The sequence below is a fragment of the Stenotrophomonas sp. STEN083 genome (genome assembly GCF_056759195.1).
The window spans coordinates 40,042-53,824 of the sequence record NZ_JBRRCU010000006.1 but is presented as its reverse complement, the minus strand read 5'-3'; the positions used below and the strand labels follow the sequence as shown (position 1 = coordinate 53,824).

The 13,783-nt window shown below is 63.7% G+C and carries 12 protein-coding genes; 6 read left to right on the top strand and 6 right to left on the bottom strand.

What is annotated here, in order from left to right; genetic code table 11:
- Positions 1-23: 23 nt before the first annotated feature.
- Together ACVOK8_RS03470 and ACVOK8_RS03465 are read left to right on the top strand one after the other, a co-directional pair.
- Entirely contained in the window at positions 24-1,055 is a 1,032-nt protein-coding gene (locus ACVOK8_RS03470; protein ID WP_481565589.1) for a glycerophosphodiester phosphodiesterase, read from the top strand.
- Positions 1,056-1,188: 133 nt separating this feature from the next.
- Positions 1,189-2,199: a hypothetical protein gene (locus ACVOK8_RS03465; RefSeq protein WP_481565588.1), complete on the top strand. Its 1,011-nt coding sequence runs from the start codon at positions 1,189-1,191 to the stop codon at positions 2,197-2,199.
- Here ACVOK8_RS03465 and ACVOK8_RS03460 read toward each other — a convergent pair.
- Positions 2,196-2,984: a rhomboid family intramembrane serine protease gene (locus tag ACVOK8_RS03460; RefSeq protein ID WP_481565587.1), complete on the bottom strand. Its 789-nt coding sequence runs from the start codon at positions 2,982-2,984 to the stop codon at positions 2,196-2,198. The genes ACVOK8_RS03465 and ACVOK8_RS03460 overlap by 4 nt on opposite strands.
- Positions 2,985-3,080: 96 nt before the next feature.
- Positions 3,081-4,040, bottom strand: coding sequence for a TerC family protein (locus ACVOK8_RS03455; RefSeq protein ID WP_481565626.1), 960 nt, complete (start codon positions 4,038-4,040; stop codon positions 3,081-3,083).
- Between the two features lie 284 nt (positions 4,041-4,324).
- Here ACVOK8_RS03455 and ACVOK8_RS03450 point away from each other — a divergent pair, with 284 nt between their 5' ends.
- Together ACVOK8_RS03450 and ACVOK8_RS03445 are read left to right on the top strand one after the other, a co-directional pair.
- Entirely contained in the window at positions 4,325-5,494 is a 1,170-nt protein-coding gene (locus ACVOK8_RS03450; RefSeq protein ID WP_481565586.1) for a class I SAM-dependent rRNA methyltransferase, read from the top strand.
- A gap of 215 nt (positions 5,495-5,709) precedes the next feature.
- The gene (locus ACVOK8_RS03445; RefSeq protein ID WP_481565585.1) at positions 5,710-6,951 is read left to right on the top strand and encodes a dipeptidase; all 1,242 of its coding nucleotides are present in this window, start codon (positions 5,710-5,712) and stop codon (positions 6,949-6,951) included.
- A gap of 321 nt (positions 6,952-7,272) precedes the next feature.
- Here ACVOK8_RS03445 and ACVOK8_RS03440 read toward each other — a convergent pair whose 3' ends face one another.
- From ACVOK8_RS03440 to ACVOK8_RS03430, 3 genes are all read right to left on the bottom strand, one after another.
- On the bottom strand, positions 7,273-8,709 hold the full coding sequence (locus ACVOK8_RS03440) for an amino acid permease (protein WP_481565584.1): 1,437 nt from the start codon (positions 8,707-8,709) through the stop codon (positions 7,273-7,275).
- 227 nt (positions 8,710-8,936) lie between these two features.
- The gene (leuE, locus tag ACVOK8_RS03435; RefSeq protein ID WP_481565583.1) at positions 8,937-9,566 is read right to left on the bottom strand and encodes a leucine efflux protein LeuE; all 630 of its coding nucleotides are present in this window, start codon (positions 9,564-9,566) and stop codon (positions 8,937-8,939) included.
- An 18-nt stretch (positions 9,567-9,584) separates the two neighbouring features.
- Positions 9,585-10,133, bottom strand: coding sequence for a nucleoside 2-deoxyribosyltransferase domain-containing protein (locus ACVOK8_RS03430; RefSeq protein WP_481565582.1), 549 nt, complete (start codon positions 10,131-10,133; stop codon positions 9,585-9,587).
- 120 nt (positions 10,134-10,253) lie between these two features.
- Between ACVOK8_RS03430 and ACVOK8_RS03425 the strand changes: the two genes are divergently transcribed.
- Positions 10,254-11,792: a DNA recombination protein RmuC gene (locus ACVOK8_RS03425; protein ID WP_481565581.1), complete on the top strand. Its 1,539-nt coding sequence runs from the start codon at positions 10,254-10,256 to the stop codon at positions 11,790-11,792.
- Between the two features lie 287 nt (positions 11,793-12,079).
- The gene (locus tag ACVOK8_RS03420; protein WP_481565580.1) at positions 12,080-12,625 is read left to right on the top strand and encodes a glutathione peroxidase; all 546 of its coding nucleotides are present in this window, start codon (positions 12,080-12,082) and stop codon (positions 12,623-12,625) included.
- Between the two features lie 171 nt (positions 12,626-12,796).
- Here the strand turns inward: ACVOK8_RS03420 and ACVOK8_RS03415 are convergent, their stop codons facing one another.
- The gene (locus tag ACVOK8_RS03415; RefSeq protein WP_481565579.1) at positions 12,797-13,783 is read right to left on the bottom strand and encodes an MlaA family lipoprotein; all 987 of its coding nucleotides are present in this window, start codon (positions 13,781-13,783) and stop codon (positions 12,797-12,799) included.

Here is a 13,783-nt window from a genome sequence, read left to right as displayed (position 1 = left end):
GTGGCGTGGCATGCTGTTGGGCAATGGACAGCTCAGCCGCACAGACTTATCCCCAGGTTTCGGTGTACGCGCACCGTGGTGCCAGTGCATTGCTGCCCGAGCACACCCTGGCCGCTTATGCACAGGCCATCAGCGATGGCGCCGATTACATCGAGCCGGACCTGGTGATGAGCAAGGACGGGGTGATGCTGGCCCGGCACGAGAACGAGATCGGTTCGACCACCGATGTCGCCAGCCACCCCGAGTTCGCCAGCCGCCGCACCCGCAAGCTGATCGACGGCCAGCAGGTCGAAGGCTGGTTCACCGAAGACTTCACCGTTGCCGAGTTGAAGACGCTGTATGCGCGCGAGCGCCTGCCGCAGATCCGTGGCACCGCCTTCGACGGCCAGTTCCGCATTGCCACCCTGGACGAGATCATCAGCTTTCTGGTGCAGCAGGCTGGGCGCGCCAACCGCGGCATCGGCCTGGCGCCGGAGATCAAGCACGGCAGCTATTTCCAGAGCATCGGCCTGCCGATGGAAGACAAGCTGCTGGCCAGTCTGCAGGGCAACAGCTACACAAAAGTCGCGCCGATCCTGCTGCAGTCCTTCGAGACCGCCAACCTGCGACAGATCCGCAGCAAGCTCGGCAAGGACAGCAATATCCGCCTGCTGCAGCTGCTTGATTCCAGCGACGAAAAGCCGGCCGACGTTGTCTTGGCCGGCGGCAAGCTGACTTATGCACAGATGATGACGCCGGTTGGGCTGCGCGATATCGCCGGCTATGCCAATGCGATCGGCGTGGAACGGCGCGCGCTGGTGCCGCTGGATGCACAGGGCAAGTTGGCGGCGCCTACCGCCTTGATCGGCGATGCGCATGCCGCCGGCCTGCAGGTAGTGGCCTACAGCTTCCGCCCGGAAAACCCGTTCCTGCCACCGGCATTGCGCCAGGGTGAGGAGAACGCACGCAACCCGGAGGCTTCGGTGGCCGAGATCCGCGCCTATCTGCAGGCGGGCATCGATGCGTTCTTTACCGATGACCCGGCGCTGGGGCGGCGGGCGGTGGATGGCATCTGAGCATTGCCGCCAAATGAAACTTCGGGAGCAACCTTGCTGGCCCCTTGACCGTGGTCGAACGTGGCCGATGAGATACTGATCGTCGTCGGAACGGTCACTACGGATCGTTGCCCATCACGGATGAGGGCGGAACATGTTGCTTGGGTATCGCTACGAAGAAGGACCGGTGCTGCGGGTCCACGCGGTCAATTGGCTGCTGCGGGTGGCACTGCTGCTCGTTGTACTGCTCTTGCTCGGACTGCCCGTGCTACTGATTGGGGACGTCGACTTTCGTTGGAAAATGATGAGAGGCGGGCTGCTGGACCCACTGCTGCCGCTGCTGGGTTTGATGGCATTGCCAGTGATGGCGCTCGCCAGTGGCTGGTACACACGAGTACGGGAAACACTGGAAATCGATGTACCCGGCAATCGGGCGATACGTCGCTCGTGCAATATGTTCGGGGCTGCTGCGAAAGTTGAAGTATTTGCCCTGGATGACCGCCGGAAGCTTCAGCTTCGTCGTCTGGTGATTGCCAGCAGATCGAGCGGCCGCGGCCCGACGCGATTCCCGGCCCAGTTGTGGTTGATCAACAACGACAGCAGCGAGCACCAGCTCAGTTTTGAAACCGTGCAGATAAGGCCAGGCAGGGCAAAAACGCAGGCGTTCTTGCAGCGGGTTGCTGACCAGTTGGGGCTGAGCGTTCCCAGCGACGTCGTTGAGCTGCCGCCTCCAGTGCAACAGGCGTCCTCAGGCTCTCAGGGCCGGCATAGGGATAGATCACGGCCGCCAGTAGCAAGCCGCCGGACCAAGCGCAGGAACAAGGATCTTGGCGGAGCACAACCGAGTCAGGCCGCAACTTCCGGCGGGTCAGATAGCCACGATGCTGTGCCGGCCATCATTCGTGCCGTAATGGCATTGTTTGGTGCAATGCTTGCGGTTTATAGCCTCGGCAAGGGGAGTGCGTTGGCCCTGGGGATGATGCGTGGTGTCCTGATCGGCGGGTCACTACGAAACAACACGGTCCACTACTATTACTGGGCTGATGATCGGCCCGCCTTTGTGTTCCAGCTGATGTCCAGTTCGATGGTAGTGCTGATTTTGGGAGCGGCAGCTTGGGGATGCTTGCATGTGGCAATGAACGGAGCCCCGCCAAAACAACCTTAGTCATCCTGCCTGGGTGTTGGTCGCCGTAGCGGCACCACCACTTCATAGTCACGGCCTTCGCGCGGCTGCCACAGCACTGGCACTTGGCCCGGTGCGGGCGGCTCCAGTTCGTTGTCGGCTTCGGCCAGCTGTTCGGCGTCTTCTTCGTCTTCCCAGCTATAGCGTTTGCGCTCAGCGCGCGGGTCGACGTTGCGGAACAACAGCGCGGCGATCACGCCGGCCGCAGCTCCGCCCATATGCGATTGCCAGGACACGCCCGGCTCGTGCGGCAGGATGGTGATCAGCATGCTGCCGTAGAACAGGAAGCCGATCAGGCTGGCAGCGATTGCCGGCCGGTCGCGGCGCAGCAGGCCGAGCACGAAGACCAGGAACATCAGGCCGTGGGTCAGGCCGCTGGCGCCGAGGTGGCGGCTGCCGGCATCGCCCAGCATCCAGGCGCCCAGGCCGGAACCTATCCACAGCAAGGGCAGGGCGCGCAGGGTGGCTTTGGGGTAAACACTGCCGGCCAGCGTGCCGAGAATGAGCAGGGCGACCGCGTTGGCGCCCAGGTGTTCGATTGAACCATGTAACAAGGGCGCGCCAAGCAGGCCGGCCAGACCGCTGGCTTCCAGCGGCGCTACCGCCCACGGCCGCCAATCCCAGCCGCTGCTCTGCAGGGCGAACATCGCCACCAGTAGCAGGACAAAGCCCAGGCTGATGTTGAACGCGCGCAGCACCCGGCTGCGGTCGTTGCGAGCAGTGGTGGCCGGCGTGTCGCCGGTGTCGGGCAGGGTTGGCGTGTCCATGATCAAGGGATTGCGGCGCCTTCGGCGAAAGCCAAGGGCGCCGCGCATGGGAACTGGCGTGCCACCGGCGGGACAATCCCACCAGTGGCGCTAACGTCAGGCCTTGTGGCCGCCCTTCGGCGGAATCTTCAGGCTCAGGATCACGGTGGCCACCAGGATCACGGCCACAACACCCAGCGATACCGGGACCGGGATCTTGAAGATGTCGATCAGCAGCATCTTGGTGCCGATGAAGGCCAGAATGACCGCCAGGCCATACGGCAGCAGGTGGAAGCGGTCAGCCATGCCGGCCAGCAGGAAGAACATCGCGCGCAGGCCCAGCACCGCGAACACGTTCGAGGTCAGCACGATGAACGGGTCGGTGGTGATGGCGAAGATGGCCGGGATCGAGTCCACCGCGAAGATCACGTCGGTGACCGCGATCAGGATCAGCACCACGAACATCGGGGTGAACCAGCGCACGCCATCCTTTTCGGTGACCAGATTGTTGCCGCTGTACTCGTGGCTGATGCGCAGGTGCTTGCGCATGAACTTCAGCGCCGGGTTGTTATCCAGGCTGGGTTCTTCGCTGGCGGCGAACCACATCTTCCAGCCGGTGTAGAGCAGGAAGGCGCCGAACACGTAGAGCAGCCAATGGAACTGGGTTACCAGTACGGAACCGGCGAAGATCATGATCGTACGCAGCACGATCGCGCCAAGGATGCCGATGATCAGCACACGTTGGCGCTGGGTCTCGGGCACCGCGAAGTAGCCCATGATCAGCAGGAAGACGAAGATGTTGTCGACCGCCAGCGCCTTTTCGATCAGGTAGCCGGTCAGGAACTGCAGGCCCACTTCATTGGCAACGGCCGCGCCTGCGGTCTCGTGCAGGTAGTACCAAAGGCCCGCATTGAAGGCCAAGGCCAGTGCCACCCAGCCCAGCGACCAGTAAATGGCCTCCTTGAAGGTGACTTTGTGCGGACCGCCGTGGCGCATCAGCACCAGGTCGATCAACAGCGCGGCAATGACGACGACGATGAAGCCGCCCCAAAGCCAAGGATTACCAATTGTCTGCATCATGGGAAAAATTCCGGTCGTGAACGGGGATATCTCGGAACCACAAAGGCCAAGAGCTGGACACGGAATCGGGGAGACCGGGGACAGAGCTTCGCCTATGCGGCGAAGGTCTTGCTCACAGTTCCAAGGGCTGGAACTGCCGTTGCACCGGAGTCTTGCGACTCGAATTGACGGCGACAACGTCTGGGAGCTACTCCCCTTCTGGAGCGAATAGTGCCGTGCGGGCCTATTACAGTCAATGAATACGCTGCAGGCAGGGGGCGCTGCGCGGCTACAATAGCGCCATGAATACCCCACTCCCCGTCGTACGCCTGAAGAACGCGTGGCGCTCCAGCCACCCGTGGATTTTCCAGAAACTGGTCGAGAAGCCGACCGTCAAGCCCAAGTCCGGCACCATCGTCGATGTGGTCGGCGTGGACGGCGAGTGGATTGGCCGCGGCTTCTACAACGGCCACTCGCGCATCGCCGTGCGCATCCTGGAAACCAATCCGGACGTAGCGGTGGACCAGGCTTGGTTTGCGCAGAAGCTGGCGCAGGCGGTGTCGCTGCGCCGCGACGTGCTCAAGCTGGATGCAACCTCCAATGCCTGGCGCGTTGTCCACAGCGAAGGCGACGGTCTGTCCGGCCTGGTGGTGGACCGTTATGACGATCTGCTGGTGGTCGAGTTCTTCGCTGCTGGCATGTTCCGTCACCGCGAATGGATCTACGAGGCACTGCGCGACCTGTTCCCGGGCTGCCGCTTCCACAGCTTCGCCGACGAGCACGTGCAGAAACAGGAAAGCTTCGATTTCCACGGCAACACCACCACCGAACTAGCCGTGATCACCGAGTACGGCATCAAGTTCCGTGCCGACCCGGCCGGCGCGCACAAGACCGGTTTCTTCGCCGACCAGCGCGAGAACCGTGAGTGGCTGAGCCAGCAGGTCGAAGGCAAGACCGTGCTCGACCTGTGCTGCAACACCGGTGGCTTTGCGGTGTACGCCGCAGCGCGCGGTGCAGCCGACGTGCTGGGCGTGGACATCGACCAGGACGTGATCCAGCTGGCCAAGGGCAACGCGCGGTTGAACAACGCCAAGCCACGCTTCGTCCAGGCCGACATTTTCCCGTGGCTGCGTGATGCGGCCAACCGCGGCGACCAGTACGACGTGGTGATCCTCGACCCGGCCAAGATGACCCGCGACCGCGACCAGGTCATCACCGCGCTGAAGAAGTACCTGGACATGAACAAGCTGGCCTTGGGCGTGGTCAAGCCCGGCGGCCTGTTCGCCACCTTCTCCTGTACCGGCCTGGTGGCCGAGGACCAGTTCCTAGACATGCTGCGTCGTGCCGCGTTCTATTCCAACCGCACCATCCAGATCCTGAAGGTTGCCGGCGCTGGCCCGGATCACCCGTTCATGGCGCACGTGCAGGAATCGCGTTACCTGAAGGCGGTGTTCTGCCGCGTGCTGGACTGAGCAGGCAACGGCACCCCTCCCAACCCTCCCCTTCGCTACGCGAAAGGGAGGGCTCAGCACAGGTAGTGCCGAGCCATGCTCGGCAGGGGCGTTCCCGGTAAAGCTCCAGCCGAGCATGGCTCGGCTCTACAAAAACCTGCTCCATGCCGTCCGTCACTGGCCGACAACGCCACAGCGGCGCTAAGGTCTGGCCTTTCCCTTCACGGTGAGGCCTCATGACGCTGCGTCCCCTGTCCCTGCTGGTATCCCTGTCGTTGTGCGTTCCACTGGCAGCCTCGGCGGTGGAGTTCAGCCAGGCTGAGCTGAGCAAGGCCAGCGCCTTGCAGCACAAGCTGCTGACCCTGGATTCGCATCTGGATACGCCGGCCAACTTTGGCCGCGCCGACTTCAACATCATGCAGCGCCACGACCACAATGCGCTGTCGCAGGTGGACTACCCGCGCATGGTCGAGGGCGCGCTGGATGGCGGCTTCTTCGCCATCTATACCGACCAGGGCGATCGCAGCCCGGCCGCGCATATCGCCGAGCGCGACCACGGCCTGCAGCGCATGCAGGAAATCCACGAAATGCTGGCCGCCAACCCGGACAAGTTCCAGCTGGCACTGACGGCTGACGATGCTGCAAGGATCAAGGCCGCCGGCAAGCGCGTGGTCTACATCAGCATGGAGAACGGCAGCCCGCTGGTCGCCGACCCGACCTTGCTGAGCTACTACTACAAGGCTGGCCTGCGGCTGATGTCGACGGTGCACTTCGCCAACAACGAGTTCGCCGATTCGGCCACCGATCCCAAGGGCGCCGAATGGAAAGGCTTGAGCCCGGCTGGCAAGGCGCTGGTCAACGAGGCAGTGAAGCTTGGCATCGTGATCGATCAGTCGCACGCGTCCGATGCGGTGTTCGACAACCTGATCGAAATGATGCCGGTGCCCTTCATCCTCTCGCACAGCTCGGCCAAGGCGGTGTTCAACCACCCGCGTAATCTCGATGATGCGCGTCTGCGTCAGCTGGCGGCCAAGGGGGGCGTGATCCAGGCCAATGCCTACGGTGGTTATCTGGTCGACGAAACCAAGAGTGCTGAGCGCAAGCAGGCCGAAGAGGAACTGGAAAGGCGCCTCGGTGGTTGGGAGAACATGACCATGGCCAAGGGCGTGGAACTGCGCAAGGCGATGGCCGAGCTCGACCAGAAGTACCCGCGGCGCAAGGCCACGCTGGATGACTTCTTCCAGCACTTCGGCCACATGCTCGACGTGGTCGGGCCGGATCATGTCGGCATCGGCATGGATTGGGATGGCGGCGGCGGCGTGACCGGCATGGAAGATGCGGCCGACCTGCCCAAGATCACCGCCTGGATGCAGCGTCGTGGTTTGACCGATCCGCAGATCGGCAACATCTGGAGCGGCAACGTGCTGCGGGTGATGCGCCAGGCGCAGGACTACGCGGCGGCGCAGAAGAAGTCTTGATCGCGCGCTGTTGATGCGTGGAATGACGAAGCGGGCTCAGGCCCGCTTTGTTTTTATCCACAGGCTGCTGGAGGCAAGTGGGTTGTCCACAGGTTGGGTTGAGCTTTAGAGCCCCAGAGCTTTAAAGCTTCAAAGCAAAGGCACCCCTCCCCAGCCCTCCCCTTGCCTGCGGCAAAGGGAGGGAGCCGCTTTGCCCCCTCCCTTGCGCATCGCGCAGGGGAGGGCTGGGGAGGGGTGCTCTTCAAGCAGAACCAACAAACCCCCGAAAAACAAAAAACGGGCCGAAGCCCGCTTTTCGCTTTATCCACAACAGTCTGTGGATTACTTGCTACGCCCCAGCACCGCATTGCGACGGCTGTACAAGGCATAGACCACCAGGCCCAACACGTTCCACGCCAGGAACCACAACTGGGTACGCATCGGCAGGCTGATGAACAGGTAGATGCAGCCTGCGATCGCCAGCGGCCCCACCACCCATGCCAGCGGCGTGCGGAAGGTACGCGGACGGTTGGGCTCGCGCTTGCGCAGCACCAGCAGGCACAGGCCCACCGCGGTGAACGCGGCCAGGGTGCCGGCATTGGCCAGCGCGGCGATTTCATCCAGCCGCGCCACACCGGCCAGCGCAGCAACCAGCACCGCGGTGAACAGGGTGATGGTGACCGGCGTGCCGGTGCGCTGGTTGACCTTGGACAGACCACGCGGCAGCAGGCCGTCACGCGACATCACGAAGAAGATGCGGCTCTGGCCGTAGAAGAACGCCAGCAGCACGGTCGGCAACGCGATGATGGCGACGATGCCTATCACCAGCGCAGCGGTGCCATGACCGAGTTCGCGCATGATCAGCGCCAGCGGCTCGGCGCTTTTGCCGAACACCGTGTAGCTCATCGCACCGACCGCGGCCAAGGCCACCAGCAGGTAGATGATGGTGCAGCCGACCATCGAACCGATGATGCCGATCGACAGGTCGCGCTTGGGGTTCTTGGTCTCTTCGGCCGCGGTGGAGATCGCATCGAAGCCGTAGAAGGCGAAGAAGATGATCGCCGCCGCCGCCATCACCCCGCGCTCCACGCCATCGGCGCTGATCGACTTGGGGAAGCCATACGGCATGAACGGCTGCAGGTTGGCGCTGTCGAAGGCCGGCAAGGCCACTGCCACGAACACCGCCAGTGCGATCAGCTTGAACACCACCAGCACTGCGTTGAGGGTGGCGCTCTCCTTGGTGCCGACCATCAACATGCCGGCGACCAGGAAGGTGATGACGATGGCCGGCACGTTGAGGAAGCCGCCTTCCACGTGCGGGCCGGCGGCCAGGGCTTGCGGCAAGGCCACGTTCCAGCCGAACGAGGTGTGCAGCCATTCGAGGAAGCCGACGAAGTAGCCGGACCAGCCAACCGCCACCGTGCTGACCACCAGCGAGTACTCAAGAATCAAACTCCAGCCCACCACCCAGGCGATGGTCTCGCCCAGTGCACTGTAGCTGTAGGTATAGGCGCTGCCGGCAGCCGGCATCATCGTCGACAGCTCGGCATAGGCCAGCGCCGCACAGGCGCAGATGGTGCCGGCGATGATGAAGGACAGCAGCACCGCAGGGCCGGCCTTGTCCGCACCCACGCCGATCAGCGTGTAGATGCCGGTGCCGACGATGGCGCCGATGCCGAGCGCAACCAGATGGGGCCAGCTCAGCGTTGGAATAAGCCGACGGCCTTCTTCGTGTTCGGTGAGTTGGTCGATGGGCTTGCGCCGGAGCCAGGATTGCATGCGGACCTCACGGTTCGTGGTGGTTCGGGGAAGCGGCCGAGTTTGGCGTAACGCAGTGCAGCAAAGCCAGAAAAACCCGCTATTTGGCCTTCTTTTACCGCGTACAGATGTCAACGTGCCGAATTCGGCATAAAAGCGCGAGTCCAGGCCAGGTTGTGGACCCGGCAACCGAGCTTACGCCGCCAACGTGGCTCGCGGCGTTGATCAGCGCCGCGCCAGCAGCACCCTCAATCGGCAATACCCAGGCGCAGCCCGAACACCACCAGGCAGACGCCAACCCCGCGTCGCAGCCAAACGCCAACACGCGGATAGCCGGCCAGGCGGCGGGCGATGAACTGGCCGCCGAAGATCAGCACCGAGCACCAGCCGATGCTGAGGAGGGCGATCAGCACCGCCATCGTCGCCAGGGTCAGCGCACCGCGCTGCCGCACTGGGTCGATGAACAGCGGGAAGAAGGCCATGTAGAACAGGATCGCCTTCGGGTTGAGCACACCAACCAGCAAAGCCTGGCGGAACCAGCGCCGCCCGTGTTGTACCGGCGCACTTTCACCGACGGCGGCTGCGGCCGGTTCACGCAGCAGGTTGATGCCGACCCAGATCAGGTAGGCCGCGCCGACGTAGCGCAGCGCGGCGAACAGCATCGGATGGGCCTGCAGCAGCGCGGCGACGCCGGTGGCGGCAATCGCGATCAGGATCTGGTCGCCCAGCATCAGCCCGGCCAGGGTGGCGTAGCCGGCACGTACGCCGCCGCGCGCTGTGGCGGTGAGCAGGGTGAAGGTGCCCGGGCCGGGCAACATCAGGAACAGAATCACGGCCACCACGAAGGTGCCCAGGTCGTTGATACCCATCCACGGCATGTTGATTCTCCGGTGGGCTCAGCGCACGCGCTGGTCTGTGATGCGCTGCTTCACCGCGTTGATCAGTGCTGGCAGGTCATCAAAGCGCGGCACGCCGTAGCGGTCACCGGTGATATCCAGGTTGCCCTTGCGCCAATAACCCGCCGGCGCGGCCACCAGCAGCTTGCCCGAGCGCGCATACAGGCCGAACTCGAGCAGGGTGATCGGGCTCTGGGTGCCGGGGGCGAAGTACATCAGCACGATGTCGGCCTGCTCCAGCGCGGCCAGTTCCCATTCCACCTGGCGGCGGAACTCGGGCTCGTCGGCCTCGGCGCGCCAGGCCGGGTTCCAGTCGGCACGGCGTGGATTGAGCATCAACACGCCCTGGTCAGCCAATGCCGCCTGCACCTGCTGCTGCCAGTCACCGGCCTTGCCCATCTCGATGCTGCCGGCCAGGAACACCTTGGGCCGTGCGTCATTGGCCGGCAGGGCGTTGGGCGAGGTGATGGTCTGCGAGTCGCTGGCCAGGGCTGCCATCGGCAGCAGGCACAACAGACCCGATAACAGCAGCAGCGACAGCGGCTTCATGGCAGGGATACGGCGGGTGGGGGTGCACATGATCGCAGATAGGCGCCGATGGCAGTTTTCGCCAGTGGTCGGCTGGTTGCAGGATCAGCTTCTGAGACAGGCAGGGCTACACTTCTCCCCATGCAAACTGAAACCCTGATCCTTGGCGGCCTGCTGGTCGCCGTCCTCGTGCTGCAGCTGCTGCTGTTGCTGCGCCGTACTGACAACACCGCGCTGGAAAATACCCTGCGCGAAGAACAACGCAGTGGCCGCGGCGAGCTGCGCGAACAGCTGGAAACCATGGCGCGGCAGCAGGACATCCGCATCGATGGCTTCGGCCGCAACCTCACCGACTTGTCCACACGCACCGACCAGCGCCTGGACCTGCTGCGTGACAGCCTCAACGACGACGCCCGCAAGGGCCGCGAGGAAACCGCCAACGCCCAGCAGCTGCTGGCGCAATTGCTGGGCACGCGCTTGCAGGACGTGCGCGGCCAGCTCGACGTGTTCGGTCAGCAGCAGGAAGCGCGCATGGAAGCCTTCGCGCGCCAGCTGGCCGGGCTGCAGCAGAGCCTGGTCGAAGAAACCCGCAAGGGCCGCGAGGAAGGTGCGCAGGTCCAACTGCGCTTCGGTGAAACCCTCAACCAGAAGCTGGTCGAACTGACCCAGCGCAACGAGCAGCGCATCACCGAAATGCGCCAGACCCTGGAAGCACGCTTGAAGGACCTGCAGGGCGACAATGCCGCCAAGCTCGAACTGATGCGCCAGACCGTCGACGAGAAGCTGCAGAGCACGCTCAATACGCGTCTGGATTCCTCGTTCAAGCTGGTCTCCGAGCGGCTGGAACAGGTGCAGCGCGGTTTGGGCGAAATGCAGCAGTTGGCGACCGGCGTTGGCGACCTCAAGCGCGTGTTGAGCAACGTCAAGAACCGCGGCGGCTGGGGCGAAGTGCAGCTGGACAACATCCTCGAGCAGACCCTGACCGCCGAGCAGTACGCACGCGGGGTGAAGCTGCGTGCCGACAGCGGCGAGATGGTCGACTTCGCCGTGCGTCTGCCCGGCCGTGGTGATACGGGTACACCGGTATGGCTGCCGATCGATTCCAAATTCCCGCGCGAAGATTACGAACGCCTGCTCGATGCACAGGAAGCCGGCGATGCGGAGGCGGTGCGCAACAGTGGCAACCAGCTGGAGCGCGCGATCCGTATCCAGGCCAAGTCGATCAGCGAGAAGTACATCGTGCCGCCGCATAGCACCGACTTCGCGGTGATGTTCCTGCCGACCGAAGGCCTGTATGCCGAGGTGATCCGCCGCGCCGGTCTGGTTGATGCCTTGCAGCGCGAACACCGCGTGGTGATTGCTGGCCCGACTACGGTGACCGCGCTGTTGAACAGCCTGCAGATGGGCTTCCGCACCCTGGCCATCGAGCAGCGCTCCTCGGAAGTGTGGAGCCTGCTGGGCGCGGTCAAGAGCGAGTTCGGCAAGTTCGCCGGCATCCTCGAAAAGGCCGAGAAGCAGATCAACACGGTCGGCAAGAGCCTGGGCGACGCCAGCCGCAAGACCCGCACCATCGAGCGCAAGCTGCGCGGCGTTGAATCGCTGTCCAGCGATGCTTCGCAGGCAATGCTGGGTACAGACGACGAAGCCGACGAAGCAGAAGACGAAAGCCCCACAGCGTAGTGCCGAGCCATGCTTCAGCTCCCTCCCTCCCTTTCGCATCGCGAAGGGGAGGGAGGGGGAGGGGTTCGCTCTTCGCTGGCTGATGCAGCGCTGGCTTCGCGGCTTGCGCCGCTCCCACAAAATGCCGGCAGCACCCATGTAGTGCCGAGCCAAGCTCGCCAGAGGCTCTACCGGTAAGGTCCCAGCCGAGCATGGCTCGGCACTACAGTGTTGCAGCACTGCGGTCGTGTCAGCGCCACCTGCGCCGTTTATGCTTGCGTTCTCCCAACCCCACAGCAGGCAACCGCATGACCGCTTCCGTATACGACACCGCGCTGACCACCATCGACGGTGCCCCGACTTCGCTGGCCGACTACCGCGGCAAGGTGCTGCTGGTGGTCAACACCGCTTCCAAGTGCGGCCTCACCCCGCAGTACGAAGGCCTGGAAAAGCTCTACCGCGAAAAGAAGGACGCCGGCCTGGAAGTGCTGGGCTTCCCGGCCAACAACTTCAACGGCCAGGAGCCGGGCAGCGAAGACGAGATCAAGCAGTTCTGCGCGCTCACCTATGACATCAGCTTCCGGATGTTCTCCAAGATCAGCGTTGCTGGTGCCGACATCCACCCGCTGTACCAGCAGCTGACCACTGCCCAGCCGGCCGCCATCGGCGAAGGCCCGATGCGCGAGAAGCTGGTCGGTTTCGGCATCGAGGCCAACCCGGCCCCGGCCGTGCTGTGGAACTTCGAGAAGTTCCTGATCGGCAAGGACGGTACCGTCGTCGCCCGCTTCGCACCGGACACCACCGCCGATGACGAAGGTCTGCGCAAGGCGATCGACGCAGCCTTGGCCGCGTAAAGCCCCCGCACTTGTAGGAGCGGTGTAAGCCGCGAAGCTGACATTGCTGATGGACCGGATCAATCTGTGATCTGTTGATTCTTCAGCTTCGCGGCTTATGCCGCTCCTACAAAACAGCCAAACAAAAAGCCCGGGTTTCCCCGGGCTTTTTTCATCCAGCGGTAAGCCGAATCAGTCGCCCCAGTTCGGCATGGGCATTGCGTCGACCGGGATCGTGGTCTGGTCGTCATCGCCATGCTTGCGGTCGCGGCGCAGATCCTTTTCGATCTGGTAGTTGCGGCGCTGCAGCCAGGCATCGCGGGTCAATGCGTACTCGTCCACTGCGGTGTCACGCAGTGAATCGACTGCCATCAGCTGTGCGCGCATGTCCACCAGCTGCAGGCCCTGCAGACCGATGCGAACCTTGTCCATCTCGATCTGCCGCATCGGCGACAGCGGAATATCACCGGCCAGGCCGAACACGTCACGCACGGTACGCGGGCCGAAGAACGGCAGCTCCACGTAACGCGAACGACGCCAGCCCCACGCACCCAAGGTCTGACCGAAGTCTTCGCTGCGCTTAGGCACCATCGCCTTGCTGGCCGGATCGAACAGGCCACCAATACCGAAGGTGGAGTTCATCAGGAAACGGCCCAGCGTGTCCCAGGCATCATCGGCATGGCCCTGCAGCAGCTGGTTGACCATGGTCAGCGGCGAACGCAGGTTGCTGAAGAAGTTGCTGACGCCAGTGCGGGCGAACTGCGGCACGACATTGGTATACGCGGTCGCCAACGGGCGCGCGACGCCACGGTCGACGGCATTGTTGAAGCGATGCACGCCGCGGTTGTACTTCTCCCACGGGTCGTAGGTCACGCTGGCAGCGGCACCGGTAGTCTCGCCTTCAGCGCTCGGTGCCGGGCCGCCATACAGCGCAGCGAAGTCGTCTTCGGCACCGGTCGGCGTGGTGTCATCGCTGGCGGTTGCGGTGCTCTGCGCGCTGTTGGTAGTTGCCGTGCTTGCAGTGCTCTGCGCTGGCGCAGCAGCTGCGTCGCCGGTTTGTTCAGCGGCCTGCGGTGCAACCACGGTGGATGCTGGCAGCGCATCGCGTGCTGGCTTGCCCGCACAGGCGGCCAGCAGAGCCACACTGAGCAGAAGGAGGAGGGTGCGGAAAAGTTTCAT

Bases quoted from the DNA above. Each gene is read 5' to 3' on its own strand.
- ACVOK8_RS03470 (WP_481565589.1), top strand. From the start codon at position 24: ATGGACAGCTCAGCCGCACAGACTTATCCCCAGGTTTCGGTGTACGCG.
- ACVOK8_RS03465 (WP_481565588.1), top strand. From the start codon at position 1,189: ATGTTGCTTGGGTATCGCTACGAAGAAGGACCGGTGCTGCGGGTCCAC.
- ACVOK8_RS03460 (WP_481565587.1), bottom strand. From the start codon at position 2,984: ATGGACACGCCAACCCTGCCCGACACCGGCGACACGCCGGCCACCACT.
- ACVOK8_RS03455 (WP_481565626.1), bottom strand. From the start codon at position 4,040: ATGCAGACAATTGGTAATCCTTGGCTTTGGGGCGGCTTCATCGTCGTC.
- ACVOK8_RS03450 (WP_481565586.1), top strand. From the start codon at position 4,325: ATGAATACCCCACTCCCCGTCGTACGCCTGAAGAACGCGTGGCGCTCC.
- ACVOK8_RS03445 (WP_481565585.1), top strand. From the start codon at position 5,710: ATGACGCTGCGTCCCCTGTCCCTGCTGGTATCCCTGTCGTTGTGCGTT.
- ACVOK8_RS03440 (WP_481565584.1), bottom strand. From the start codon at position 8,709: ATGCAATCCTGGCTCCGGCGCAAGCCCATCGACCAACTCACCGAACAC.
- leuE (WP_481565583.1), bottom strand. From the start codon at position 9,566: ATGCCGTGGATGGGTATCAACGACCTGGGCACCTTCGTGGTGGCCGTG.
- ACVOK8_RS03430 (WP_481565582.1), bottom strand. From the start codon at position 10,133: ATGAAGCCGCTGTCGCTGCTGCTGTTATCGGGTCTGTTGTGCCTGCTG.
- ACVOK8_RS03425 (WP_481565581.1), top strand. From the start codon at position 10,254: ATGCAAACTGAAACCCTGATCCTTGGCGGCCTGCTGGTCGCCGTCCTC.
- ACVOK8_RS03420 (WP_481565580.1), top strand. From the start codon at position 12,080: ATGACCGCTTCCGTATACGACACCGCGCTGACCACCATCGACGGTGCC.
- ACVOK8_RS03415 (WP_481565579.1), bottom strand. From the start codon at position 13,783: ATGAAACTTTTCCGCACCCTCCTCCTTCTGCTCAGTGTGGCTCTGCTG.